19 protein-coding genes are annotated in these 24532 nt (G+C 70.6%); 16 read left to right on the top strand and 3 right to left on the bottom strand.

The window, feature by feature from the left end; translation table 11 throughout:
- Positions 1 to 238 precede the first annotated feature (238 nt).
- The 4 genes from secD (at position 239) to ACWEV3_RS32020 (ending at position 6059) form a co-directional block, all read left to right on the top strand.
- Complete coding sequence (gene secD / locus ACWEV3_RS32005) at positions 239 to 1798, top strand: protein translocase subunit SecD (protein ID WP_452617453.1); 1560 nt, start codon at positions 239 to 241, stop codon at positions 1796 to 1798.
- Positions 1795 to 2958: a protein translocase subunit SecF gene (gene secF / locus ACWEV3_RS32010; protein WP_452617454.1), complete on the top strand. Its 1164-nt coding sequence runs from the start codon at positions 1795 to 1797 to the stop codon at positions 2956 to 2958. Before secD ends, secF begins: the two co-directional genes overlap by 4 nt.
- Before the next feature lie 5 nt (positions 2959 to 2963).
- The gene (locus ACWEV3_RS32015) at positions 2964 to 3521 is read left to right on the top strand and encodes an adenine phosphoribosyltransferase (protein WP_452617455.1); all 558 of its coding nucleotides are present in this window, start codon (positions 2964 to 2966) and stop codon (positions 3519 to 3521) included.
- Positions 3522 to 3743: 222 nt separating this feature from the next.
- A complete protein-coding gene (locus ACWEV3_RS32020) occupies positions 3744 to 6059 on the top strand; it encodes a RelA/SpoT family protein (protein WP_452617456.1) in 2316 nt (771 codons plus the stop codon).
- A gap of 136 nt (positions 6060 to 6195) precedes the next feature.
- Here the strand turns inward: ACWEV3_RS32020 and ACWEV3_RS32025 are convergent, their stop codons facing one another.
- Positions 6196 to 7032: a peptidylprolyl isomerase gene (locus tag ACWEV3_RS32025; protein ID WP_452617457.1), complete on the bottom strand. Its 837-nt coding sequence runs from the start codon at positions 7030 to 7032 to the stop codon at positions 6196 to 6198.
- Between the two features lie 184 nt (positions 7033 to 7216).
- Here ACWEV3_RS32025 and ACWEV3_RS32030 point away from each other — a divergent pair, with 184 nt between their 5' ends.
- The 3 genes from ACWEV3_RS32030 to ACWEV3_RS32040 are packed head-to-tail and all read left to right on the top strand — an operon-like array spanning position 7217 to position 9821.
- Complete coding sequence (locus ACWEV3_RS32030) at positions 7217 to 7900, top strand: MBL fold metallo-hydrolase (RefSeq protein ID WP_452617458.1); 684 nt, start codon at positions 7217 to 7219, stop codon at positions 7898 to 7900.
- A 20-nt stretch (positions 7901 to 7920) separates the two neighbouring features.
- Entirely contained in the window at positions 7921 to 9189 is a 1269-nt protein-coding gene (gene hisS / locus ACWEV3_RS32035; RefSeq protein ID WP_452617459.1) for a histidine--tRNA ligase, read from the top strand.
- The gene (locus ACWEV3_RS32040; RefSeq protein WP_452617460.1) at positions 9186 to 9821 is read left to right on the top strand and encodes a hypothetical protein; all 636 of its coding nucleotides are present in this window, start codon (positions 9186 to 9188) and stop codon (positions 9819 to 9821) included. The genes hisS and ACWEV3_RS32040 overlap by 4 nt, the downstream gene beginning before the upstream one ends.
- 435 nt (positions 9822 to 10256) lie before the next feature.
- Here ACWEV3_RS32040 and ACWEV3_RS32045 read toward each other — a convergent pair whose 3' ends face one another.
- Positions 10257 to 11732: a YibE/F family protein gene (locus ACWEV3_RS32045; RefSeq protein WP_452617461.1), complete on the bottom strand. Its 1476-nt coding sequence runs from the start codon at positions 11730 to 11732 to the stop codon at positions 10257 to 10259.
- A 134-nt stretch (positions 11733 to 11866) separates the two neighbouring features.
- Between ACWEV3_RS32045 and ACWEV3_RS32050 the strand changes: the two genes are divergently transcribed.
- Positions 11867 to 12943 (top strand): Rv2578c family radical SAM protein, encoded by a 1077-nt coding sequence (locus tag ACWEV3_RS32050; protein ID WP_452617462.1) that lies wholly within the window; start codon positions 11867 to 11869, stop codon positions 12941 to 12943.
- Positions 12944 to 13168: 225 nt separating this feature from the next.
- Here ACWEV3_RS32050 and ACWEV3_RS32055 read toward each other — a convergent pair whose 3' ends face one another.
- Positions 13169 to 14212, bottom strand: coding sequence for a hypothetical protein (locus ACWEV3_RS32055; protein WP_132483583.1), 1044 nt, complete (start codon positions 14210 to 14212; stop codon positions 13169 to 13171).
- 519 nt (positions 14213 to 14731) lie between these two features.
- Between ACWEV3_RS32055 and aspS the strand changes: the two genes are divergently transcribed.
- The 8 genes from aspS to ACWEV3_RS32095 all read left to right on the top strand — a co-directional run bounded on the left by aspS (position 14732) and on the right by ACWEV3_RS32095 (position 24430).
- Positions 14732 to 16552 carry an aspartate--tRNA ligase gene (gene aspS, locus ACWEV3_RS32060; RefSeq protein ID WP_452617463.1) on the top strand — a complete coding sequence of 607 codons (1821 nt, stop codon included), beginning with the start codon at positions 14732 to 14734 and terminating at the stop codon, positions 16550 to 16552.
- A gap of 21 nt (positions 16553 to 16573) precedes the next feature.
- A complete protein-coding gene (locus ACWEV3_RS32065; protein WP_358578577.1) occupies positions 16574 to 17515 on the top strand; it encodes a DUF389 domain-containing protein in 942 nt (313 codons plus the stop codon).
- Between the two features lie 207 nt (positions 17516 to 17722).
- Positions 17723 to 18934, top strand: a complete 1212-nt coding sequence (locus tag ACWEV3_RS32070) for a hypothetical protein (RefSeq protein ID WP_452617464.1) — start codon at positions 17723 to 17725, stop codon at positions 18932 to 18934.
- Between the two features lie 90 nt (positions 18935 to 19024).
- On the top strand, positions 19025 to 19747 hold the full coding sequence (locus tag ACWEV3_RS32075; protein WP_452617465.1) for a GNAT family N-acetyltransferase: 723 nt from the start codon (positions 19025 to 19027) through the stop codon (positions 19745 to 19747).
- Between the two features lie 339 nt (positions 19748 to 20086).
- Positions 20087 to 20461 (top strand): hypothetical protein, encoded by a 375-nt coding sequence (locus tag ACWEV3_RS32080; RefSeq protein ID WP_452617466.1) that lies wholly within the window; start codon positions 20087 to 20089, stop codon positions 20459 to 20461.
- Positions 20462 to 20552: 91 nt separating this feature from the next.
- Positions 20553 to 21104 (top strand): carbonic anhydrase, encoded by a 552-nt coding sequence (locus tag ACWEV3_RS32085; RefSeq protein WP_452617467.1) that lies wholly within the window; start codon positions 20553 to 20555, stop codon positions 21102 to 21104.
- A gap of 281 nt (positions 21105 to 21385) precedes the next feature.
- Entirely contained in the window at positions 21386 to 22900 is a 1515-nt protein-coding gene (locus tag ACWEV3_RS32090; RefSeq protein ID WP_452617468.1) for a SulP family inorganic anion transporter, read from the top strand.
- 174 nt (positions 22901 to 23074) lie between these two features.
- Positions 23075 to 24430, top strand: a complete 1356-nt coding sequence (locus ACWEV3_RS32095; RefSeq protein WP_452617469.1) for a replication-associated recombination protein A — start codon at positions 23075 to 23077, stop codon at positions 24428 to 24430.
- Positions 24431 to 24532 lie beyond the last annotated feature (102 nt).

A 24532-nucleotide genomic window follows, 5' to 3' on the forward strand; every position in this document is an offset into this window, starting at 1 on the left:
GATCGCCGGAGCCCGCGCCCGGCCTGTCAGACTGGACCGAAGGAATTCGGCGATCCGCCGCCCGTTGGTGGCGAAGATCGCCAACAGATCGCGCCGATCGGGGAACCTGGCGAGCCCGGCTGTAGGTTGGCGTCGAGCGGGCGGAACCGCTCGTCACAGCTTGCGCAGTTCGGTAGGCGACGCCTACGCGAACCGACCGCGCACCCGATACGGACCGTGGACAGGAGACTGACGCACCGTGGCACCTCCGGCCGGGCAGATTCGCCCAGGGCGTTATCTGGCGATCTTCGCGCTGATCGTCGTGGGGCTGTACGCACTGGTGTTCTTCACCGGTGACGGCAAGCCGACGCCGAAGCTCGGGATCGACCTCCAGGGCGGCACCCGCGTGACGCTGACGGCCCGCACGCCGGACGGTCAGCCGCCCACCAACGAGGCGCTGAACCAGGCGCGGCAGATCATCGAGACCCGCGTCAACGGCATGGGCATCAGCGGTTCCGAGGTGACCCGGGACGGCAACAACCTGGTGATCACCGTGCCGGGCGAGGGCGGCGAGGAAGCCAAGCAGCTGGGGCAGACCGCCGAGCTGAACTTCCGCAAGGTCGTCAACGCGGTGCCCGCGGCGCAGCCGCCGGCGGGAACCACCCCGCAGGCCGCGCAGCAGCAGGGCCCTGGCGACCAGCAGAAGGCCATCGACGAGGCGAAGGCGCTCCGGCAGAGCACCGACCCGAACGTCCAGATGCAGGCGCTGCAGACGCTGAACTGCACCGCGGACGACCCGCTGCGCGGCAACGACGACCCGAAGCTGCCGCTGGTGACCTGCGACCGCGAGGGCCAGCAGAAGTACCTGCTGGAGCCGGTGTTCCTGCCCGGCAAGGAGATCGCGAACTCGCAGGCCGTGCCGCCGAACCCGCAGGCCGGGCAGCCGGGCTGGACGGTGTCGCTGGACTTCAAGAGCGAAGGCGCCAAGGTCTGGGCCGACTTCACCTCCGCCAACGTCGGCCAGCAGGCCGCGTTCGTGCTGGACACCGAGGTGGTGTCGGCGCCGCAGATCCAGCAGGCGCTGCTGGGCGGCAACGCCAGCATCAACGGGCAGTTCAACCAGGAGACCGCCACCGACCTGGCCAACATCCTCAAGTACGGCTCGCTGCCGCTGGCCTTCGATCAGTCCGAGGCGGAGACGGTCTCCGCGACCCTCGGCGTGGCCTCGCTGGAGGCCGGCCTGATCGCCGGTGGCATCGGCCTGATCCTGGTCGCGGTGTACTGCCTGCTCTACTACCGGCTGCTGGGCATCTTGACCGTCCTGTCGCTAGTGCTCTCCGGCGGCGTGGTCTACGGCGTGCTGGTGCTGCTCGGCCGCTGGGTCGGCTTCACCCTCGACCTGGCGGGTATCGCCGGTTTCATCGTCGCGATCGGCATCACCGCCGACTCGTTCATCGTGTTCTTCGAACGGCTCAAGGACGAGATCCGCGAGGGCCGCACGTTCCGCTCGGCCGTGCCGCGCGCCTGGACGAGGGCCCGGCGCACGATCCTGTCCGCCGACGCGGTCAGCTTCCTGGCCGCCGCCGTGCTGTACGTGCTCGCCGTCGGCCAGGTGAAGGGCTTCGCCTTCACCCTCGGCATGTCGACGGTGCTGGACCTGGTCGTGGTCTTCCTCGTCACGCACCCGCTGGTGGTGCTCGCCTCGAAGAACAAGTTCCTGTCCAAGCCCTCGGTCTCCGGCCTGGGGGCGGTGCAACGGCTCGGTGACCAGAACCGGGCCGCCCGCAAGGCCGCCGCGACCACCGCCAAGGAGGCGTGAAGGTGACGACTCCAGGAACCGAAGGCGCACGGCGCGAAAGCGTCTTCCAGCGCCTCTACACCGGTACCGGGGCCTTCGACATCATCGGCAAGCGCGCCCGGTGGTACATCTCGCTGGGCCTGCTCGTGCTCGTGTGCCTCGGTGCCATCGGGTTCAAGGGCTTCAACCTCGGCATCGACTTCGAGGGTGGCACCAAGCTCCAGCTGCCCGCCGTCGGCGTTCAGGGCCCGATCCAGACCGACCAGGTGCAGAACGCGTTCCAGGACGCGCTGGGTCACCCGGCCGAGACGGTGCAGATCGTCGGTGCCGGGGCCAACACGAGCATCCAGATCCGCTCCTCTGCGCTGACCCCGGACCAGGTGGCCGCCGTCAAGCAGTCGCTGTTCACCCAGGTGCAGCCGCTGGACGCGCAGGGCAACCCGAGCCAGCAGGTGATCAGCGACAGCGCGGTCAGCGGCACCTGGGGTGGCGAGATCACCCAGCAGGCGCTGATCGCCCTGGGCGTGTTCCTGGTGCTGGTCACGATCTTCCTGGCGTTCTACTTCGAGAAGTGGATGGCGGTGGCGGCGCTGATCGCGCTGTTCCACGACGTCCTGGTGACCGCGGGCATCTACTCGCTGGTCGGCTTCGAGGTCACGCCGAGCACCGTCATCGGCCTGCTGACCATCCTCGGGTTCTCGCTGTACGACACCGTGGTGGTCTTCGACAAGGTCAAGGAGAACACCCGCGGCCTGCTCGGGCTGACCCGCCGCACCTACGGTGAGGCAGCGAACCTGGCAGTCAACCAGACACTGATGCGCTCGATCAACACCTCGGTGATCGCGCTGCTGCCGGTGATCGGGCTGCTCGTGGTGGGCGCCGGGCTGCTCGGCGTCGGCGTGCTGCAGGACCTGGCGCTGGTGCAGATGGTCGGCATGATCGCCGGTGTGGTGTCGTCGATCTTCCTGGCCACGCCGCTGCTGGTGGACTTCAAGATGCGCGACCCGAAGTACCGCGACCACGCGGCGAAGGTGCGGCAGCGCCGTGAGCGCGCCGCCGCCAAGGCAGCGGGCGAGGACGTCCCGGCCGAGCCGAAGCACGCGGTCGCGGCGGGCACGGGCCCGCGCGGTGGGCGTCCCGGCACCAAGGCCGGCCGCCCGTCCGGGAAGCGGCGGCGTTGACAGCGATGGAGGAGACGGCCATTTCCGTGCAGGTGACCGATGCGACCGATCATGCGCTCCGGCAGGCGGTCGGGCTGATCCGCGAGGTGCCGGACTTCCCCGAGCCGGGAGTCCTGTTCCGCGACATCAGCCCGCTGCTCGCCGACGGCGCCGGGCTCAACGCCGTGGTGTCGGCGCTGGGCCGGGGCGTCGAGTTCGACGTGGTGGCCGGCGTGGAGGCGCGTGGCTTCCTGGTCGGCGCGGCGGTCGCGCAGGAGTTCGGCACGGGCGTGATCGGGCTCCGCAAGCCCGGCAAGCTGCCGGTGGTGGCGGACCGGGTCGACTACACGCTGGAGTACGGCCACGCCACGCTCGAACTCCCGGCGGACACGCTTCGTGCCGGTCAGCGGGTGCTGATCGTGGACGACGTCCTGGCCACCGGCGGGACCCTGGGCGCGGCTTGCCGCCTGGTCCGGCAGGCCGGTGCGGAGGTCGCGGCGGCGGCCGTCGTGCTCGAACTCACCGCCCTCGAAGGCCGCGACAAGATCATGGGCGAATCCGTCCGGGCCCTGCTGCAGGCCTGATCCGACGAGGTGAGCGCCGCCCGCGACCCGGCCACCGGGACGCGGGCGGCGCTTTCGTCGCTGATCGGTGCGGCTGAAGTTCTCTCGTCCTTCACCTGCGCCAGGTGACCGCTGGGCGTATCACACCCGTACCTGGGAAGGTCCGTCGCTCGGATGGCGTTATTCTCAGTGTCCGGGTCCCCCGGACCTGGGACGAGAGCAATACGAGCCCGGGAGCGTGCGGTGAGCCAACACGTCGAATCTCCTGCATCGGCAGCCGACCCGGCTGCCGAGCCGCGGGCGGCCTCTGCGACGCGTCGCGTCCGCGCCCGGCTGGCCAGGAGGATCACGGCGCAGCGGGCCGCCGCGGTCAAGCAGGTGCTGGAGCCGCTGGCGACGGTGCACCGGGAGCTGCACCCCCAGGCCGACCTCGCGCTGCTGCAGCGCGCCTACGACGTCGCCGAGGAGAAGCACCGCAGTCAGCGGCGCAAGTCCGGCGACCCGTACATCACGCATCCGCTGGCGGTCGCGACGATCCTCGCCGAGCTCGGCATGGACACCACCACCCTGGTCGCCGGCCTGCTGCACGACACCGTCGAGGACACCGACTACTCGCTGGAGAAGCTCGGCGCCGAGTTCGGCGACGAGGTGGCGCACCTGGTCGACGGGGTCACCAAGCTGGACAAGGTCAAGCTGGGTGCCGCCGCCGAAGCCGAGACCATCCGCAAGATGATCATCGCGATGGCCCGCGACCCGCGGGTGCTGGTGATCAAGCTCGCCGACCGGCTGCACAACATGCGCACCATGCGCTTCCTGCCGCCGGAGAAGCAGGCCCGCAAGGCGCGGGAGACCCTCGAGGTCCTGGCGCCGCTGGCGCACCGGCTGGGCATGGCCACCATCAAGTGGGAGCTGGAGGACCTGGCGTTCGCCATCCTGCAGCCCAAGAAGTACGACGAGATCGTGCGCCTGGTGGCCAACCGCGCGCCGTCCCGCGACACCTACCTGCGCACCGTCATCGACGAGCTGTCGCACCAGCTCGACACCGCCCGGCTGGCCGCGAAGGTGCAGGGCCGCCCCAAGCACTACTACTCCATCCACCAGAAGATGATCGTGCGGGGTCGCGACTTCGACGACATCCACGACCTGGTGGGCGTGCGGATCCTGGTCGACGAGGTCCGCGACTGCTACGCCGCGATGGGCGTGGTGCACGCGCTGTGGCAGCCGATGCCCGGCCGCTTCAAGGACTACATCGCGCAGCCCCGGTTCGGGGTCTACCAGTCGCTGCACACCACGGTGATCGGCCCGGAGGGCAAGCCGCTGGAGGTGCAGATCCGCACCCACGAGATGCACCGCACGGCCGAGTACGGCATCGCGGCGCACTGGCGGTACAAGGAGACCAAGGGCCGCAACGGCGCCGCGCAGTCGGCCGTCGAGGTCGACGAGATGGCGTGGATGCGGCAGCTGCTCGACTGGCAGCGGGAGGCCGCGGACCCCGGCGAGTTCCTGGAGTCGCTGCGCTACGACCTGGCGACCAGGGAGATCTTCGTCTTCACGCCGAAGGGCGACGTGATCACGCTGCCGTCCGGCTCGACCCCGGTGGACTTCGCCTACGCGGTGCACACCGAGGTGGGCCACCGCTGCATCGGCGCCCGCGTCAACGGCCGGCTCGTGGCGCTGGAGCGCAAGCTGGAGAACGGCGAGGTCGTCGAGATCTTCACCTCCAAGGCGGAGGGATCCGGCCCGAGCCGCGACTGGCTGTCGTTCGTGGCCTCGCCGCGGGCCAAGGCGAAGATCAAGCAGTGGTTCGCCAAGGAGCGCCGCGAGGAGGCGATCGAGTCCGGCAAGGAGCTGATCGCCAAGGAGATCCGGCGGCTGGGCCTGCCGTTGCAGCGCTTCGTGTCGGCGGAAACGCTCGGCGCGGTGGCCCGCGAACTGCACTACGTGGACGTCACCGGCCTGTACGCGGCGGTGGGGGAGAAGCAGCTCTCGGCGCAGCACTTGGTGCAGCGCCTCGTGGCGTTCATCGGCGGCCCGGAGCAGGCGGCCGACGAGATCGCGGAGCGGTCGACGCCGTCGACGTTGCGCGGCAAGCGCCGCAGCAGCGGCGACTCCGGCGTCGTGGTCAAGGATGCCGGGGACGTGTGGGCGAAGCTGGCGCGCTGCTGCACGCCGGTCCCGGGCGACGAGATCCTCGGCTTCGTGACCCGCGGTGGGTGGGTCAGCGTGCACCGCACGGACTGCACCAACGCCGACGACCTGCGCCGCACTCCCGAACGGCTGGTCGAGGTGCACTGGGCGCCGTCGGCGTCGTCGGTGTTCCTGGTCGCGATCCAGGTGGAGGCCCTGGATCGGCACCGGCTGCTCTCCGACGTGACGAAGGTGCTGGCGGACGAGCGGGTGAACATCCTGTCGGCGTCGGTGACCACGTCGAAGGACCGGGTGGCGGTGAGCCGCTTCTCCTTCGAGATGGGCGACCCGAAGCACCTGGGCCACGTCCTCAAGGCGGTCCGCAACATCGAGGGCGTCTACGACGTCTACCGCGTGACCTCCGCGGCCTGACGGCGTTTCCGCTGCTCAGGGCCCGTGAGCACGTTTGGTCGCAATTGCAGCGCACGGCGCTGACCAGGCCAAACGGCACCATTTGCGCAGCGAGGAGGGGCGCGGCCCGCAGGCCGCGCCCCTCCTCGCGTTCGCGTCAGGCCTGGACGTCGACCGACTCGAACTTGACCTCCTGCTTCGGGTGGCCGCCGCCCGGCGACGGCTCGAACGCGCCGTCGTGGCCCGCGCGGGCGATGCCGTCGATGACCTTCAGGCCATCCTCCGAGATGGTGCCGAACACGGTGTAGTCCGGCGACAGCGGAGCCTCGCCGAAGACCATGAAGAACTGGCTCCCGTTGGTGTTCGGGCCCGCGTTGGCCATCGCGAGGTAGCCGCGCCCGTACTGCAGCTCCGGGAACGTCTCGTCGTCGAAGCTGTAGCCCGGGCCGCCGGAACCCTTGCCGGTCGGGTCACCGCACTGCAGCATCTGCAGGCCCTCGGTGCCGATCCGGTGGCACGCGGTCCCGTTGTAGTAGCCCTGCTTGGACAGGCTGATGAAGCTGTTCACGGTGCACGGCGCCAGCGCGCGGTCGAGCGTCAGCGGGATCGCGCCCTGGCTGGTGTTGATGGTGGCCTGCACGGTGCCCTTGGAGGACACCTCGCCGTTGGCCGGCGGCTGCACCGGCTTGCTCGGCCCCTTGCTGTCCGGCCGGTACTGGCAGGACACCGGATCCGCCAGCGGCGTCGGCCGGGCCGGCGGCGGCGCGAGCTCGGTGGGGATCTGGACCTCCGGCTGCGCCTGCGGCGGCTGCTGCTGGGCGGTGTCGTCGCCGGTGCGGGTGAAGTAGAAGACGCCCACCACGACCGCGATGACCACGACGATCGTCGCGCCGATGGTGATCATCCGGCGTCGCTTGGCCTGCTCCGCCCGGCGCTGCAGTTGGCGTTCGAGCTTCCGCTTGGCCGCCTGGCGACGTTGCTCGTTGCTGGGCACCTGCTCCCTCCCCGGATTCGGTGAACCTGATGTTGTTCCGGGGAGTTTATGGGGTCGGTCGCGGACCGTTCCTGAGAGCCTGCGCATCGTGCCTGCCGCGCGCGAAGGCGCACGTGGGCGGGACGATAACCTTGGGGGACCGACCCGCCCCATCGGGTGTCGCCGCAACGAAAGGTCGCGCTTCGTGCTTGTCCTCGGGTTCCCGGTAGGACCGCTGCAGGCGAACTGCTACGTGCTCGCGCGCGGGGAAGGCGAGCCCTGCGTCGTCGTGGATCCCGGCCAGGACGCCGTGGCGCCGCTGGACGAACAGCTGCGCAAGCACCGCCTCGCGCCTGCCGCCGTGCTGCTCACCCACGGGCACTTCGACCACGTCTTCTCCGCCGGTGGGGTCTGCGCCGCGCACGAAGTGCCCGCCTACGTCCACCCGGCCGACCGGTTCATGCTCGCCGACCCGGGCGCCGCGCTCGGCCCGGCCGGGCGGCAGCTCTTCGGCGACGGTCCGGTGATGGACGCGCCCGCCGACGTCCGCGACCTCGCCGACGGCGACGTGCTGGAGCTCGCCGGGTTGCGCTTCGACGTCACGCACACCCCGGGCCATACCGGCGGATCGGTGCTGTTCGGCGTCGGGACCGACGAGGGTGGGCGGCTGCTGCTGTCCGGCGACACCCTCTTCGCCGGCGCCATCGGGCGCACCGATCTGCCCGGCGGCGACCACGGCCGGATGCTCGAGTCGCTGAGCACCAAGGTGCTGCCGCTGGACGACGAGATCGTCGTGCTGCCGGGCCACGGACCGACCACCACCATCGGGCGCGAGCGCGCGGGCAACCCGTTCCTGCAGGGCCTGCCGGCTTCCGACGCCATTTCCTGACGAGGACTGAACCACCACTCATGAGCACGTTCACCGCACCCAAGGGCATCCCCGAGTACTACCCGCCGGAGTCGGCGGGCTTCCTGGCGGTCCGCGACACCCTGTCCGACGCCGCGCGCCGCGCTGGCTACGGCTACATCGAGCTGCCGGTGTTCGAGGACACCACGCTGTTCGCCCGCGGCGTCGGGGAGTCCACCGACGTCGTCAGCAAGGAGATGTACACCTTCGCCGACCGCGGCGGCCGGTCCGTGACGTTGCGCCCGGAGGGCACGGCGGGCGTGATGCGTTCGGTCATCGAGAACGGCCTGGACCGCGGCCAGCTGCCGGTGAAGCTCTACTACAGCGGCGCGTTCTTCCGCTACGAGCGGCCGCAGGCCGGGCGGTACCGGCAGCTGCAGCAGGTCGGCGTGGAGGCGATCGGGGTCGACGACCCGGCGCTGGACGCCGAGGTCATCGCGATCGCCGACGAGGGCTACCGGCGGCTGGGGCTCAGCGGGCACCGCATCGAGATCACCTCGCTGGGCGACAACACCTGCCGCCCCGCCTACCGGGCGAAGCTGCAGGAGTTCCTGCGCGGGCTGCCGCTGGACGAGGAGACCCGGCGCCGCGCCGAGCTCAACCCGCTGCGGGTGCTCGATGACAAGCGGCCGGAGGTGCGGGAACTCGTCGCCGACGCTCCCTTGATGGTCGACCACCTCTCGGCGGAGGCGGAGGAGCACTACGAGCAGGTCAAGGCGCACCTGCTCGACCTCGGCGTGGCGTTCGTGGAGAACCCCCGCCTGGTGCGAGGCCTCGACTACTACACCAAGACCACCTTCGAGTTCGTCCACGATGGACTCGGCGCGCAGTCCGGCATCGGTGGCGGCGGCCGCTACGACGGCCTGATGGCCGAACTCGGCGGCCAGGAGTACTCCGGCGTCGGCTTCGGGCTCGGCGTCGACCGGACCCTGCTGGCCTGCCAGGCAGAGGGGCTGCAGGTCGGCGACCAGGCGCGCTGCGACGTGTACTGCGTGCCGATGGGCGAGACCGCCAAGCGCCGCCTGGTGGCGGCCGCGGGCGGGCTGCGGGCGGCCGGGGTCCGCGTCGACGTGGCCTACGGCGGCAAGGGCCTCAAGGGCGCGATGAAGGCCGCCGACCGCTCCGGCGCGCGGTTCGCGCTGGTCCTCGGCGAGCGGGACCTCGAAGCCGGCACCGCGCAGCTGAAGGAGCTGGCCAGCGGCGAACAGCGCGCGGTGTCGCTGGAATCGCTGGAGGCCGAGGTCCGGGACGCGGTCGCGGAGCCGAGATGACCGAAGCAGAGGCGGTTCCGCTGGATCTGCTGGACCGCAAGACGGTCCGGGCGCGGGCTCGCAACGTCGCGATCGCCGCGCTGATCGTCGCTGCTGCGATGGGCGGCATCGTGAGCCTGTTCGCGGGGCCCACGGGCTTCGCGATCACCGCGGCGATCGTGGGAATCCCGTTGCTGCTGCTGGCTTTCGCGGAGTCCCGCAAGACCATCGAGCTGCGCGGCGGCGAGCTGGTGGCCCGCGCGATGGGCACCCGCGTGGTCGACGTGAAGAACGCGGATCGGTTCGACCTGTTCGTCACCGACCTGCGCGGCGCCCGGACGGTCAACCTGCTGGTCGGCGGCCCGCCCAAGGGCAAGGCGATCAGCGCGTCGCTGGCGCTCTACGCGGGCACCGGCGGCCGGGAGCTCGGGATCTACGCGCTGCGCAGGCTGGCGGACACGCTGGCCGGCTCGGCCGACACCCGGGCCCTGGTTCTGTCGCAGCTGATCGTGGCCCAGCTGCGGGCGGAGGCGCGTGGCGACGCGGCCCCGGACCGCCCGCTGTACCGGCTGGCATCGGTCGCGCCGGCGGGCCGGATGGCGCAGCGGCTGCATCCCGACGCGGTCGCGAGGTTCGTCGCCGCACTGGGCTAGGAGCGCGCCTCACCGACTGCTCAGGTCCGCAATTTCACCGAGGTTTTCCATCCTCGTTTTGCGCGGCGGTGCGGGTGGCGGCCCCCTGCGGGAGTTACAGAGGCTTCCTGGTCTGTGGGTGCTCCTCCTGATGTATGCCCAATACACGGCGGAGGGGCGGTGCTCGCCGAGGGAACCCCGGAGGGTGGCACCGTGAACCCGCGGCGGTGCGAGTGTCGTAGGTGGGTTATGCGCCTGCGGCGCCCCGTAGACGTGCAGCTTTGCGGCCCGCGGCTGCGGGCCGCCCAGGACGAAAAGGGCTCACTCGAAACGCGGGTCACCGGAGTGTCGGGGCCCGACACACCGGAGCCTGGGGACAACTTCCGCAATTTCAATGGAAATCGGACCTTCGATTTCCATTGAAATTGCGGACCACCGGGGCTGAGGGCGGACGGATCAGCGGCCGGGCCTGAGGTGCGGCGGCCGTCGGCGCACCGTCGGGGTTTCCGCGCTGGTCGCGGCCGCTCGCCCCACGCGGTCCGCGACCGAACCCCCGCTGCGGCCCGAGCTCTTCGCGGGCTCCCGGACCGCCACCGCGGCGGCGATCGCCGTGGTGATCGGCACCGCGGCGACCAGACCGATGCTGCCGACCAGCGTGCGCACGACCTCCTGCGCCACCGCCTGCGAACTCACCACCTCACCGAAGGTCCGACCGGAGAGCGTGTACGCCAGCAGCAGCGGCAGGGCCGCGCCCGCATAGGCCAGGACCAGCGTGTTCACCGCCGACGACACGTGGTCGCGGCCGATCCGCTGGCCCGCCTTGTAGAGCTGCCGCCAGGACAACGAGGGGTTGGCCTTGCGCAGCTCCCACACCGCGCTGGTCTGGGTGACGGTCACGTCGTCGAGCACGCCGAGCGCGCCGATCACGATCCCGGCCAGCAGCAGGCCGCGCGCATCGATCGGCGTGCCGAGCACTCCCATCAGGCTCGACGTGTCCTCGTCCAGCCCGGTCAGGCTGGTGGCCGCCGAGAAGACCACGCTGAGCAGGCCGATCAGGGCGAGGCTCAGCAGGGTGCCGAGCACCGCGGTCGAGGTCCGCGCGGAGAAGCCGTGCGTCAGGTAGAGCACCACGAACATGATCAGCCCGGCCCCGACGACCGCCACCAGCAGCGGGTCCTCGCCGGCGAGGATGGCGGGCAGCACGAAGCCGATCAGCACGACGAAGCTCAGCCCGAGCGCGACCAGCGCGGCGACGCCCTGCCAGCGGCCGAGCACGATCACCGCGGCGGCGAACACGAGGGCCAGGACCAGCAGCGGCATGCCGCGCTGGAAGTCGACGACCTGGTAGGAGGTCGGGTCGTCGGGGTTGGCCCCGGCGTAGCTGAGCACCACGTGGTCGCCGACGGCGAATCGCGGCGTGCCGGGGTCCGTCGGCACCGTCTGCTCGATCGTCCGGTCGGCGCGCGGCCCGTCCTGCATCTGGACCCCGAGCACCACGCAGCCGCTCTCGTCGGGCGAGCCCTGGGTGCACGAGCCCGCGGCGGCGGAGACGATGACGGCGTTGACCGGGTACTGGCCGAATCCGAGGTCGGCGCCGGTGCGCTGCTGGTGGTCGAACGGGTAGAGCAGCAGGAAACCGACGACGGCGGCCAGCGCGAACGGCGCCAGCGCGATCGCGAGCACCCGCTTGACCTGTCTGGACGCCGGTTCGGCGGGGCCGTGGCCGTGCCCATGGCCGTGGCCGTGGCCGTGGCCGTGGCCGGTGGCGGGGCCGTCGTCCCGGCGAGGGCCCGGGTCCGCGCGGCGACCGCCCGGCGGCCGGTCCGCGGGCGGTTGGGCGGGCGGTTGGGCCTGGTCGGCGGCGCGACGGTGGCGAGCACGATGGCCGCCTCCGGGCTCGGGAGGCTCTCCGGTGGGGCGGCGGTCGGTCACCGGGCAATTATGCGGACCGCCTACCGCGGCCCGAAGCGGGGCGTTTGGCCGGGCTCGCGAACCCGCGCCACTCGATCGGCGGACATGCGGGAACGGCGCTCGACATGGTGTCGAAACTATGTTCGAATTGAGTCATGCGATGGGAACAGCAACGGGTCAAGCCACCGGTCGGGGGTGCGCCGGAGCTCCCGCTCGCGCTGCCGGAGCCGCCGCCGCGGTCCGGCGGGCGCGCGGGGCTGCGGTTGCCGGATCCGGTGCCGATCGAGGCGGGCACGGAGGAGGCGTACGCGATCGAGATCCACGCGAAATCGATCATCAACCGGGTGCCGGGGGAGTCCCAGGTGCCGTTCCGGTGGACCGTGAACCCGTACCGGGGATGCGGCCACGCGTGCCGGTACTGCTTCGCGAGGCGCACTCACACGTACTTGGACCTGGACGCGGGGCACGACTTCGACAGCAAGATCGTCGTGAAGGTCAACGCCGGGACCTTGCTGCGCAAGGAGTTGGCCGGCCCTCGCTGGGCGGGCGAGGCGATCGCGATGGGCACCAACACCGACCCGTACCAGCGAGCCGAGGGGCGCTACCGGCTGATGCGGGAGATCATCGCCGAGCTGCGCGACCGGGCCAACCCGTTCTCGATCCTCACCAAGGGGACGCTGATCCTGCGGGACGTGGACCTGATCGTGCAGGCCGCAGAGGTGGCTCCGGTGTCGGTGGCGGTCTCGGTGGGCTCGGTCGACGAGCGGCTCTGGCGGGCCGTCGAGCCGGGTGCTCCGTCGCCGCGGCGGCGGCTGGACGTGGTGCGCCGGTTCGCCGACGCGGGGATCGGCTGCTCGGTGCTGATGGCGCCGATCCTGCCGGGGCTCAGCGACGCGCCGGAGCAGATCGACGCGACGGTGCGGGCCCTGGCCGAGGCGGGTGCCGCGAACGTGACGCCGTTGCTGCTGCACCTGCGGCCTGGGGCGCGCGAGTGGTTCCGTGCCTGGCTGCAGCGCGAGCATCCGAAGTTGGTGCCGAGCTACGCGCGGCTCTACCGGGAGGGTTCGTACCTGCCGCAGTCCTACCAGCGCGACGTCCTCGCCCTGGTGGCCGATGCGAAGCGCCGCCACGGCATCGGCTCGTCGCGGCAGCCGGCGTTCCGCGACGTCGGGGCCGGTGCCGCCCGGTCCGCCGCCGAGGAGGAGGGAGTGCGCCAGCTCAGCCTGTTGTGAGCCCGGTCGGCGACGATCGGGAGTGGTTCCGGGAAATGCACATCATTTTCGATTGGGATAGGACAATGTTAAGGAAAACGATTTCTGACAAGTCCGGAAACTTCGCCGTTCCTTTCGGGGTTGTAAAAGCGCCGATGATGTTGATAATTCGGTCGCGCCCCGGTGCGCCGCCGATTCATGGTTACCTACCGTGCTGGAAGGCGATCGACGTGTCCCTGGATCGGGTCAACGTGTTGTGGTGCGCGAAGAGGTGCTGGAGCCCAGCTGCTCCTCGGGCTGCCATCGAACGCCGAAGACGCCCATGCCGAAGTCCAGCGCCACCGCGTGCGTGCGGCCGAACCGGTCGACGGTCAACGGCTTCGGGGGCTCCACCTCCTGCGTGGTGGAGTCGCCGACGTAGCTCTCGCACCGGGTCGGCGGGTGCGCCGGATCGAACTGCAGCTCCACCACGTACTGGCGCACGGGCAGCCGGAACAGCCGGCAGAAGCTGTGCTCGGCCTCGTTCGGGCCGGTCGGTGGGTCGATGATCTCGTACTCCAGCAGCAGCGTCTCGCCGCGCGCTAAGGCCCGGTCGAACAACAGCTCCGCCACCACCAGGTCGCGGGCGTGGTCGGTGAGGACCTGGCCTAACCGGCAGGATCGGATCGGCCGGATGATCGGGGGCGTTTCGCCGGAGGAGGCGCCGTCGAACATGATCACCCAGCGGTCGACGCCGTTGGTCTCGGCCCGGACCAGCTTGCGGGTGCGGATCTTGCGCAGCTCGCCGCGCTGGTCGACGTGCACGACGTCGTGGTGGCTCAGCCGGGCGAGCTTGCTGTCGTGGCTGGTGTCGATCTTGGTGAGGAGCTCGGCGGCGGACTCGTTCTCCGACCAGAGCGCGCTCAGCGGCGGCGCCTCGGCGGGGGCCTGCCGGGTGCGGCCGCGCGGGCGCGGCGGGCCGAGCAGTGCCGACAGCGAGCTCTCCGGCACGCCGAGCACCTGCTCCAGCTGCTGCAGGGCGAGCAGCGAGTCGGGGCGCTCGGGGCGCCGGCGGCCGGACTGCCAGTAACTCAGCGCGGTGATGCTGACGGGGGTGCCGCGGGCGCGCAGCCGGTGCTGGATGCGTTCCAGGCTCAGCCGGCTGGCCCGGATCGCGGTGCGCAGCGCGGCCTCGAACGGACCGGTTCGGAGCAGTTCGGAGAGTTCGGCCGACAAAGCGTTCGCTCCTTGCTGCGTGCCGCGGACGGCCGGGTGGGTGGCCGGGCGAGCCTCGGTTTTCGGGCCGGTCATCGTTACTCCTCGTGTCCGCCGAATTCCGAACTTACGCTAATCAGTGGGGTCTACGTTGCGCAACGACCGAGTTCCGGTAGGCGTCTACGACTAAAGGAGGAACTCGGGTGTGCTTAAGGCGGGAATCAACTCCTTCATCGCTTCGTAGACGCCTGGCAATGCCGCTGCGTGATCGTCGGTCGTGCCTCGAATCAGTTGAATTGTGGACCAGCTGCGGCAAAATTGGTATCGACCATTTGGTGCCGCTCCGGCGAACGGGCGAACCAAGGGGCGTGAGCAGGCGGCCGGGTGGGGGAGGCCGCGGCGGGGAGGTGCGGTCACGCTCCGCGGCGGTGGCCGGACGCGCGGCACCTGCGCGATGCGCTCCCAGGTTCGTTGGCTAGCCTTAATGCCTTGCGTCCCAGCTGCTGAACACCCTGATCGACAGACGTCCTGCCGATCGGGAGCGGCGGGGATCGCCGACAGCTACACCGTCCATACCGTCAAGCGCTGAACAGCGGAAGAAGGAGCTCAGTACCCGTGATGCGCACGCACGAGGCCGGATCGCTTCGCTCCGGTCATGCCGGGCAGACCGTCACCCTCGCCGGGTGGGTGGCGCGCCGTCGCGATCACGGCGGGGTCATCTTCATCGATCTGCGCGACGCCTCGGGCGTCGCACAGGTCGTCTTCCGCGAAGGCGAGATGGCCGAGCGCGCCCACCGGCTGCGCGCCGAGTTCTGCGTCCGGGTCACCGGCGAGGTGATCCGCCGCCCGGCGGGCAACGAGAACGCGGAGATCGCGACCGGCGAGATCGAGGTGACCGCCACCGAGCTGGAGGTCCTGTCCGAGGCCGCGCCGCTGCCGTTCCCGCTGGACGAGCACCTGGAGGTCGGCGAGGAGGTCCGGCTCAAGCACCGCTACCTGGACCTGCGCCGCGCCGAGCCCGCCCGGATCATGCGGATGCGCAGCGACGTCAACCGGATCGCCCGGGACGTGCTGCACGGTCGCGACTTCGTCGAGGTCGAGACGCCGACGATGACCCGCTCGACGCCGGAGGGCGCCCGGGACTTCCTCGTCCCGGCCCGCCTGCAGCCCGGCAACTGGTACGCGCTGCCGCAGTCGCCGCAGCTGTTCAAGCAGCTGCTGATGGTCGGCGGCCTGGAGCGGTACTTCCAGATCGCGCGCTGCTACCGCGACGAGGACTTCCGCGCCGACCGGCAGCCTGAGTTCACGCAGCTCGACATCGAGATGAGCTTCGTCGAGCAGGACGACGTGATCGAGCTCGGCGAAGCGCTCCTGACCGCGCTGTGGAGCAAGCTGGCCGACCACGAGATCCCGCGCCCGATCCCGCGGATGACCTACGCCGATGCGATGGCCAAGTACGGCACGGACAAGCCGGACCTGCGCTTCGGTCTCGAACTCACCGAGATGACCGAGTACTTCAAGGACACCACGTTCCGGGTGTTCCAGGCGCCCTACGTCGGCGCGGTCGTGATGCCCGGCGGCGCCGACCAGCCGCGGCGGCAGCTCGACGCCTGGCAGGAGTGGGCCAAGCAGCGCGGGCACAAGGGCCTTGCGTACGTGCTCATCGGGGCCGACGGCACGCTGTCCGGCCCGGTTGCGAAGAACCTGTCCGACGCCGAGCGCGAAGGGCTCGCCAAGGCGGTCGGCGCCTCCCCGGGCGACTGCGTGTTCTTCGCGGCCGGTCCGCGCTCGGCGGCCCGCGGCCTGCTGGGCGCGGCGAGGCTGGAGATCGGTGAGCGCTGTGGCCTGATCGACCACGACGCCTGGTCGTTCGTCTGGGTCGTCGACGCCCCGATGTTCGAGCCGGTGGACGAGACCGACGACGTCGCGGTCGGCACCGGTCGGTGGACGGCGGTGCACCACCCGTTCACCTCGCCGAACGCCGACTGGATCGACACCTTCGACCAGGACCCGGAGCACGCGCTGGCCTGGGCGTACGACATCGTCTGCAACGGCAACGAGATCGGTGGCGGCTCGATCCGTATCCACCGCTCCGAGATCCAGGAGCGGGTGTTCGAGCTGCTCGGCATCTCGCAGGACCAGGCGCAGGACAAGTTCGGCTTCCTGCTCGACGCGTTCAAGTTCGGCCCGCCGCCGCACGGCGGCATCGCCTTCGGCTGGGACCGGATCTGCATGCTGCTCGCCGGCGCCGACTCGCTGCGCGATGTCATCGCCTTCCCGAAGAGCGGGGGCGGGTTCGACCCGCTGACCGGTGCGCCGTCGCCGATCACCATCGAGCAGCGCAAGGAGGCCGGGATCGACGCCAAGGCTGCGGCGCAGGTCGGCGACCAGAGCATCTCGGTGTTCCCGCCCGGTGTGGTGGAGAAGCAGGGCTGACCGGAGCGCGGCGGGCACGACGTGCTGCACCTTCGGGTCATCTGTCCGGCCGAGCACACCGATCGGGTGCTCGCCGATGCCCGGTCGCACCCGGGCACGGCGCACCTGGTCGTCGTGCGCGGCGGCGCGCTCGATCCGGCGGGTGATCTCGTCGAGTTCGACGTGGCCCGCGAGGCCGCTGACGACGTGCTCGCCGCGATCGGCGCGTCCGAGTTGGCGGCGGTCGGCGCGGTGACCATCTCCGAGGCGGGCACCATGCTGTCGCAGCGCGCCGAGCGGGCCGAGGAGGCGGCTCCCGGCGATGGCGACGACGCGGTGGTCTGGGACGAGCTGATCGCCCGCACCGGCGAGGAATGCCGGCTGAACGCCACGTTCCTGGCGTTCCTCTCCATCGCGTGCGTGCTGGCGGCGGTCGGCGTGGTCACCGACTCGCCGGTGACGATCGTCGGCGCGATGGTGGTCGGCCCCGAGTTCGGGCCGCTGGCAGCCATCGCCGTCGGGTTGGTGTCCCGCCGCTGGCTGCTGGTGCGCCGCGCGTCGGTGGCGCTCGCGGTGGGCTTCCCGGTGGCGATGGTGGTGACCGCGGCGGCCGCGTTGCTCGGCGAGTGGACGGGCCTGATCGACCGGCTCAGCCTGCCCGCCGTCAGCCAGGTGGCGTTCGTGTACCAGGTCGGCTGGTCGTCGCTCATCGTGTCGTTGCTGGCCGGTGCGGCTGGGATGCTGTCGCTGACCTCCGCCAAGTCGGCGGTGCTGGTCGGCGTGTTCATCTCGGTCACGACGGTGCCCGCCGCCGGCTATGCGGTGGTGGCGGCGACGCTCGGCGACTGGGCGCAATGCTTCGGCTCGGTCGCGCAGCTCGTGGTCAACCTGGTGGGCATCGTCGTGTCGGCGGCCGCGGTGCTCGTGTTGCGGCGCAGGCGGGCCGGCCTGGCCGACCGGGTGCCGACGCGGGAAATGCGGTGAGGAAGCCCAATCTTCGCCGCCGTGCAACGCCGCCGCAGCTTTGTTCCGTCAGCGTCTAGGAGGCGACTGACGTTCGGCGGATCGTCGAGGGTGGGAGCGTGTTGTGCCCAGGTGAACACGCTGCGATTACGGGTGTTGACCGGTTGCGTGTCACTTGACCGGTAATGCCCTATCAGGTTCATGTTGTGGGGGTAGTGTCTGGAGACGATGAGCGTGGAGATCACCACCGGTCCCCCGGAGGTTCGCGTCCCGGTCAGCGCCGAGGCGACCGATACCGTAGGGACCGCGGAAGCCGTGCTGAGCAAGCGGACTGGAGCAACTGTCCGGCTTGCCGATGCGGAGGATCTCGGTGGCAGCGACCGCTCCGTCGTGATGCGGGTCCGGATCGCCGAATCGCCGTTCGAGCTGCCCCGCACCATCGTGGTCAAGCACTACGGCGAGTGCCCGGAGGAAGCCCGGTCTGACCCGTTCGCGCACGAGGCGGCGAGCTGCCAGCTCACCACCGCGCTGCCGCCCGAGGCCCGGATCGGCCCCGAACTCATCGCGCACGACGCCACCGAACGCCTGCTGGTGCTGGAGGACCTGGGCCGCGGCTCCACCCTGGCCGACGTGCTGTTCGCCGACGATCCGCGGATGGCGGAGCGGGCGCTGCTGGCGTGGGCGCGGGCGCTGGGCCGTCTGCACAGCACCACGGCGGGGTGCGAGGCGGACTTCGACGCGCTGATGCGCCGGCTGGGCGCGAGGTCGTGGACCGATCCGGTCGCCGACGACATCACGCGATCGGTGGGCGAGCTGCCGGAGCTGCTGTCGCAGACCCTCGGTGTGGACACCCCGCCGCGCATGGTCGAGCGGCTGACCGGCGCCTCCGAACTGCTGGAGTCGAGCCGGTACCGGTCGTTCAGCCCGTCGGACATCTGCCCGGACAACAGCCTCGTGACGGGCAGCGGCGTGCGGTTCATGGACTTCGAGTGGGGCTGCGTGCGGGATGTCGCGATGGACGCCGCCTACCTGCAGTACCCGTTCCCGTCGTCGTGGTGCTCGTACGCGCTGCCGGACAACCTGGCGGAGAGCATGTTGTCGACGTGGCGTTCGGAGATCGTCGAGGTCTGGCCGGAGCTGGACGACGACGAGGTGCTGATGCCCCGGCTGTTCAACGCCCAGCTGCTGTGGGTGTGGGTGTCGACCTGGTGGTTCCTGCCGCGGACCGGCGAGACCGACCGGCCGATCGACCTGCACATGCCTTCGCCGCGCCGCAGCACGGCGCTGGTGGACCGGTGGCGGCACCTGCGCTCGGACGCGGAGAAGGCCGATATGGCCGACGTCGCGGAGTTCGCGGACCGGGTGATCGACGCGCTGGTGGACCGCTTCGGTGCCGGGGCGCTGCACCTGCAGCCGTACCCGGCGTTCCGCACCGCGTAGACACACCGGCCGAAAGCCGTTGAGGGCCCGCCCGTCCCGTGGTTGGATGCATATACGAGTTTTTGCATGGTATGCATCGGGAGGCGTGGCGTGAGTTCCGTCGAGTCGGAGATCGAGCGGGCCGCCGTCGCCACCTGGCCCGCTTCGACGGTCGAGCGCGCCGATGGCTGGGTGCTGCGGCACTGCGAGCTGCTGAACCGCAAGCGCTCGAACTCGGCGCTGCCGCCGGAGGTCGTGCCGGATCCTGAGACCGCGGTCGAACGCGTGGAGAAGTTCTACGCGGCGCGGGAGGTGGCGCCGGTCGTGCAGGTCAGTCCGCTGGACCGGCACGCCGAGCTGGACGCGTTCCTGGCCGGCCGGGGCTATCGCGTGGTCGGCCGCACGTCGGCCATGTTCGCCGACTGCGATCGGGTGCTCGGCGCGCCGCAGGACTTCGAGGTGCGGCTGGAACCCGGCCCGCAGCCGTCCTGGCTCGTCGCCGCCGAGGTGGTGGGCCGCAAGCCGGAACCGAGCCTGGATCGCATCTCGCAGCCGGTGCGGTTCGCCATCGCGCTGCGCGACGGCGTCCCGATCGGCGTCGGGACGTTCGCCGTCTCGTCGGGTTGGTGCGGGATCTACGGCATGGCCACGAGTCCCGACTGGCGGCGTCGCGGCGTCGCCGGCGCGGTGCTGCGCGCGGGCGCGCGGTGGGCGGCCGGCGCGGGGGCGACGCGGCTGTTCCTCCAGGTCGAGGACGACAATCCCGGAGCGCGGTCGTGCTACGAAGCGCTGGGCTTCATCCCCTCGCACGGCTACCACTATCGGGTCCGCTAAGCTTTCCTGTTTCCGGCGCGTTGCGTGGGCGAATATATTTCAGGTTTCAAGCTAACTCGATGCGGTAATTCTGGTCACATCTCGAGTACTTTGCGTAGTGAACATCGTTTACGCAACGCAGTGACGGGCCTCCTGTCCACCCGGCATACGGGTGAATTACCAGGTCGAACCGAGTTGTATTAGAACATCTTCATTTGTTTCCCGGTCGACTCCACCGGATCTGCGACTTGCGCGTGCACCGCTGTTGTCGGATACCTTGAGTTCAGCGTTTCGCTACTTCTCCCCGCTACCGTCGATGTCGCCGGATGGGGATCGGCTGCTCTATTACAGGAGGCATTCGTGCGCGGCAAGGCGTGGCAGATCACGAGGGCGGGCTTGTTCCTGCTCTTCGCGGTCCTGCTCGCCGTGCTGAGTCCGCTGAGTGCCGAAGCCGGCCCGCAATTGCGCACCGGACCTGCGGAAACGAAGTCCGAGACCAGTGAGCACCGGGACAGCGAGAAGCTGCGCGAACGGATGCCGGGAATCGCGCTGCACCGCCGCAGCTTCGAACGGCGGGAAGACCGCCGCCCGCTGTTGCCGCGCAGCTTGCAGGGCATCCCGCGCCTCGAAAATCAGGCAGCGGCCGAGCAACTCCCAAATGCTGGGAGCAAGCCGCACCCTGCATATGCCAAGCTCAAACATTCTCCCGCCACGCTCCAGGTCATCCGCCACTGATCGGCGGCTCGCGACGTATTCCGAGCCGACGACCAGAGAGGCGACAATGAGCTTCGAACATTTCGTGCGACACGCTCGGCGACACCCGAGCATGCTTTCCGCTGACCGCCGCCAGCAGCTCGCCGCAGGTCAGAAACCGGCCGCGCTGTTCATCGGGTGCTCCGATTCGCGGGTGGTCCCATCGCAGATCACCGGTGCCGAACCGGGCAATCTGTTCGAACTGCGGACCGCGGGCAATGTGGTCCCGAAATACGCGCCGGATTCGGCGTCCAGCGAAATGGCCACCATCGAGTACGCCGTGCTGCAGCTGCGGGTGCCGGAGATCATCGTCTGCGGGCACTCGCACTGCGGTGCCGTGACGGCGTTGACCCTGGCCGGGCGCGGCCTGGAAGAGCTGCCGGCGCTGCGGGGCTGGCTCGGCACCGACGGCCTGAGCGGCGTCGAGCCGGACGATCCGAGCGTGCGCGCCGAGAGCAAGCGGCACATCCACGCGCAGCTGCAGACGCTGCGCGAATACCCGTTCATCCAGGACCGGATCGCCGCCGGCGAGCTGCGGTTGCACGGCTGGTTCTACGAGATCGACACCGGCCTCGTCTTCGCCTGCCCGCAGGCGCCGGAAGCCACGGACTTCCTGCCTCTCTAACCACAGTTTCCAAACTCGGCCTGCTTGGCGGTGCGGGCGGCGGAACCTCAGGCGCCTTCTCGCTGTGGGATCCCCGACTCATGAATACCGATTCAGTCGGGGCTGTCCTCGCGAGAAGACCCCTGAGAACCCGCGGCGGTGCGAGCTGAGTCCCACACCGCCAGCGGCTGCCGCCGCTTACAAGAGCTGGCCCCAACCCCGCCCACCGGGTCGACGCCCGCACCGCCAGGTGCGCGGCGCGATACCCGTTTCCCGCATTTCGACCTGCCCTGGAGGGCATCGTGATATCTCGACTCGAAACGCCTCGCCCGGCGCGCCGGAGGCTCGGCGCGCCGCGCTGGCCGAAGGCCACCTTCGGCGCCGACCTGGGGGCCTCGCTGGTGGTGTTCCTGGTGGCGGTGCCGCTGTGCGTCGGCGTGGCCGTCGCCTCCGGCGTTCCCGCCGAACTGGGCATCGTCACCGGCATCATCGGTGGGCTCGTGGTCGGTCTGCTGCCCGGCAGCACGATGCAGGTGAGCGGCCCCGCCGCGGGCCTGACGGTGCTGGTGGCCTCGGCAGTGGACCAGCACGGGCTGGCCGCGCTCGGCGTGATCGTGCTCGGCGCCGGTGTCGTGCAGATCGTGCTCGGGCTGAGCAGGCTCGGCACCTGGTTCCGCGCCATCTCGCCGTCGGTGGTGCAGGGGATGCTCGCCGGCATCGGGCTGGTGCTCATCCTCGGCCAGATCTACCCGGTGGGCGGGCTCGCGCAGCCCGAGTCCACCTGGGCGAAGTTCGCCGAGATCCCGGACCTGCTGATCGCGGCGACGACCACCGCGGAGGGCATCAGCGGCCTCGTGCTCGCCGTGCTGGCCCTGGGGATCATGAGCGGCTGGAAGAAGATGCCCGCGCGACTGCGGCTGGTGCCCGGCGCGCTGATCGCCGTCGTGGCCACCAGCGCGTTGGCGGTGATCTTCGCGATGCCGGTGCACAAGGTCGAGGTCGGCTCGCTGCTTGCGGCCCTGAACATGCCGACCGCCGAGGCATGGGGCGAGCTCATGACGCCCGCCGTGCTCGGCTCGATCCTGACGTTCGCGCTGATCGCCTCGGCGGAAAGCCTGTTCAGCGCCGCCGCCGTGGACCGCATGCACGACGCCCCGAAGACCCAGTACAACAAGGAACTCGTCGCCCAAGGCGCGGGCAACGCGCTCTGCGGTCTGCTCGGGGCGCTGCCGATGACCGCGGTCATCGTGCGCAGCGCCACGAACGTGCAGGCCGGCGCAAAGACCAAGCTCTCCCGCGTGCTCCACGGGTTCTGGCTGCTGCTGTTCGTAGTGCTGCTGCCGGGCGTGCTGGCCTTCATCCCGACGGCGGTGCTTGCGGCGCTGCTGATCCAGGCCGGCTGGAAGCTGCTGGAGCTGCGGCAGGTCGTAGCGCTGGTTCGGGAGCACCGATCCGAGGCGTTCGTGCTGGTGCTGACCGCGGGCATGATCGTGGCCACGGACCTGCTGATCGGCACGCTGGCCGGACTCGCGGTCGCCATCGTCAAGACCGCGATCGAGGTGTCCCGGCTGTCGGTGCGCGCCGAGCACGGCGACGAGCACGTGCGGGTCGAACTGGGGGGCAACGCGACGTTCCTGCGGCTGCCGCGGCTGCTGGACCACCTCGAACAGCTGCCGACGGGCAAGCACGTGCACCTGGACCTGACGATGGTCCGGCACCTCGACCGCGCTTGCCACCAGGCCGTCGAGCACTGGGCGGCGCAGCGCCGCCGCGGCGACTGCACCGTCGAGGTCGCGCTCCCCGCCCGCGTGGGCTGAGCGCAGCGGGCTGTTTTGGATGTGGCGGGTAGCGCGGGTTGTTGTTCTGAGAAGGCGACCGTAATTCCCGCAGGGGGGCCGCCACCCGCACCGCCACGCAAGACGAGTTCTCCAACAAGGAGGCCGCGCCTCCTGGCCGGTGGAGTGGTCGGTGGTGCCCGGTAGCGTCGGGGTGTGAGCGAGGGCTTGTTCGACGAAGGGCTGTTCGGCGCCGACACCGAGATGCGCGCGGGCGAGAAGTTGGCCGAGAACGCGCCGTTGGCGGTGCGGATGCGACCCCGTTCGCTGGACGAGGTCGTGGGCCAGCAGCACCTGCTGGGGGCCGGGGCCCCGCTGCGTCGCCTGGTGGAAGGCGCGGCGCCGGCATCGGTGCTGCTCTACGGGCCGCCGGGCACCGGCAAGACCACGCTCGCCAACCTCGTCTCGCTGGCCACCGGCCGCCGGTTCGCGGCGCTTTCCGCGCTGTCCTCCGGCGTCAAGGAGGTGCGTGCGGTCATCGAGGAGGCGCGTCGTCGGCTCGGCCGCTCGGGCGAGGCGACGGTGCTCTTCATCGACGAGGTGCACCGGTTTTCCAAGACCCAGCAGGACGCGCTGCTGGGCGCGGTCGAGGACCGCACCGTGCTGCTGGTGGCGGCCACCACGGAGAATCCCCACTTCTCCGTGGTGGCCCCGCTGCTGTCGCGGTCGCTGGTGCTGCAGCTGCGCAGCCTGGAGGAAGACGACATCCGGACGCTGCTTCGCCGAGCGGTCGGCGAAGAGCGCGGCCTGGGTGGGGCCTTGCGCCTGGAAGAGGACGCCGAGGCGCACTTGGTCGCGCTCGCCGGTGGCGACGCTAGGCGGGCGCTGACCGCGCTGGAAGCGGCGGCGGAGTCGGCGAGCTCGACCGGCGCGGACGCCATCGACCTGGCGACGGTCGAGGCCACCGTGAACCGCGCCGCGGTCCTCTACGACCGGGGCGGCGACCAGCACTACGACGTGGCGAGCGCGTTCATCAAGTCCATCCGCGGGTCCGACGTGGACGCCGCGCTGCACTACCTGGCCCGGATGGTGGAGGCGGGGGAGGACCCGCGGTTCATCGCCCGCCGGCTCGTCGTGCACGCCAGCGAGGACATCGGTATGGCCGACCCGACCGCGCTGCAGGCCGCCGTCGCGGCGGCGCACGCGGTGCAGTTCATCGGGATGCCCGAGGGGCGGATCGCGTTGGCGCAGGCCACGATCCACCTCGCCACCGCGCCGAAGTCGAACGCGGTGATCATGGCCATCGACGAGGCGCTGGGCGACGTCCGGGCGGGCAAGGCCGGCCCGGTGCCGCCGCACCTGCGCGACGGGCATTACGCCGGGGCGGAGAAGCTCGGCAACGCCAAGGGCTACCAGTACCCGCACAGCAAGCCGGAAGGCGTGCTCGCCCAGCAGTACCCGCCCCGCGAGCTGGTGGGCCGCGACTACTACCAGCCGACCGGCCGCGGCGCGGAGCGCACGCTCAGCGACCGGGTCCCGAAGCTCCGCAGCATCATCCGCGGCGAGGACTGAGGCCGCGGCTCGCGGCTTCGACCGGACCTCGGCCCGCTGGACACCCGGCCCACGCCGTGGAGTCCGCGGTTTCAATTGAAACTGCGAGGGGGACCGTGGGGA

The organism is Saccharopolyspora sp. NPDC003752, assembly GCF_053605825.1.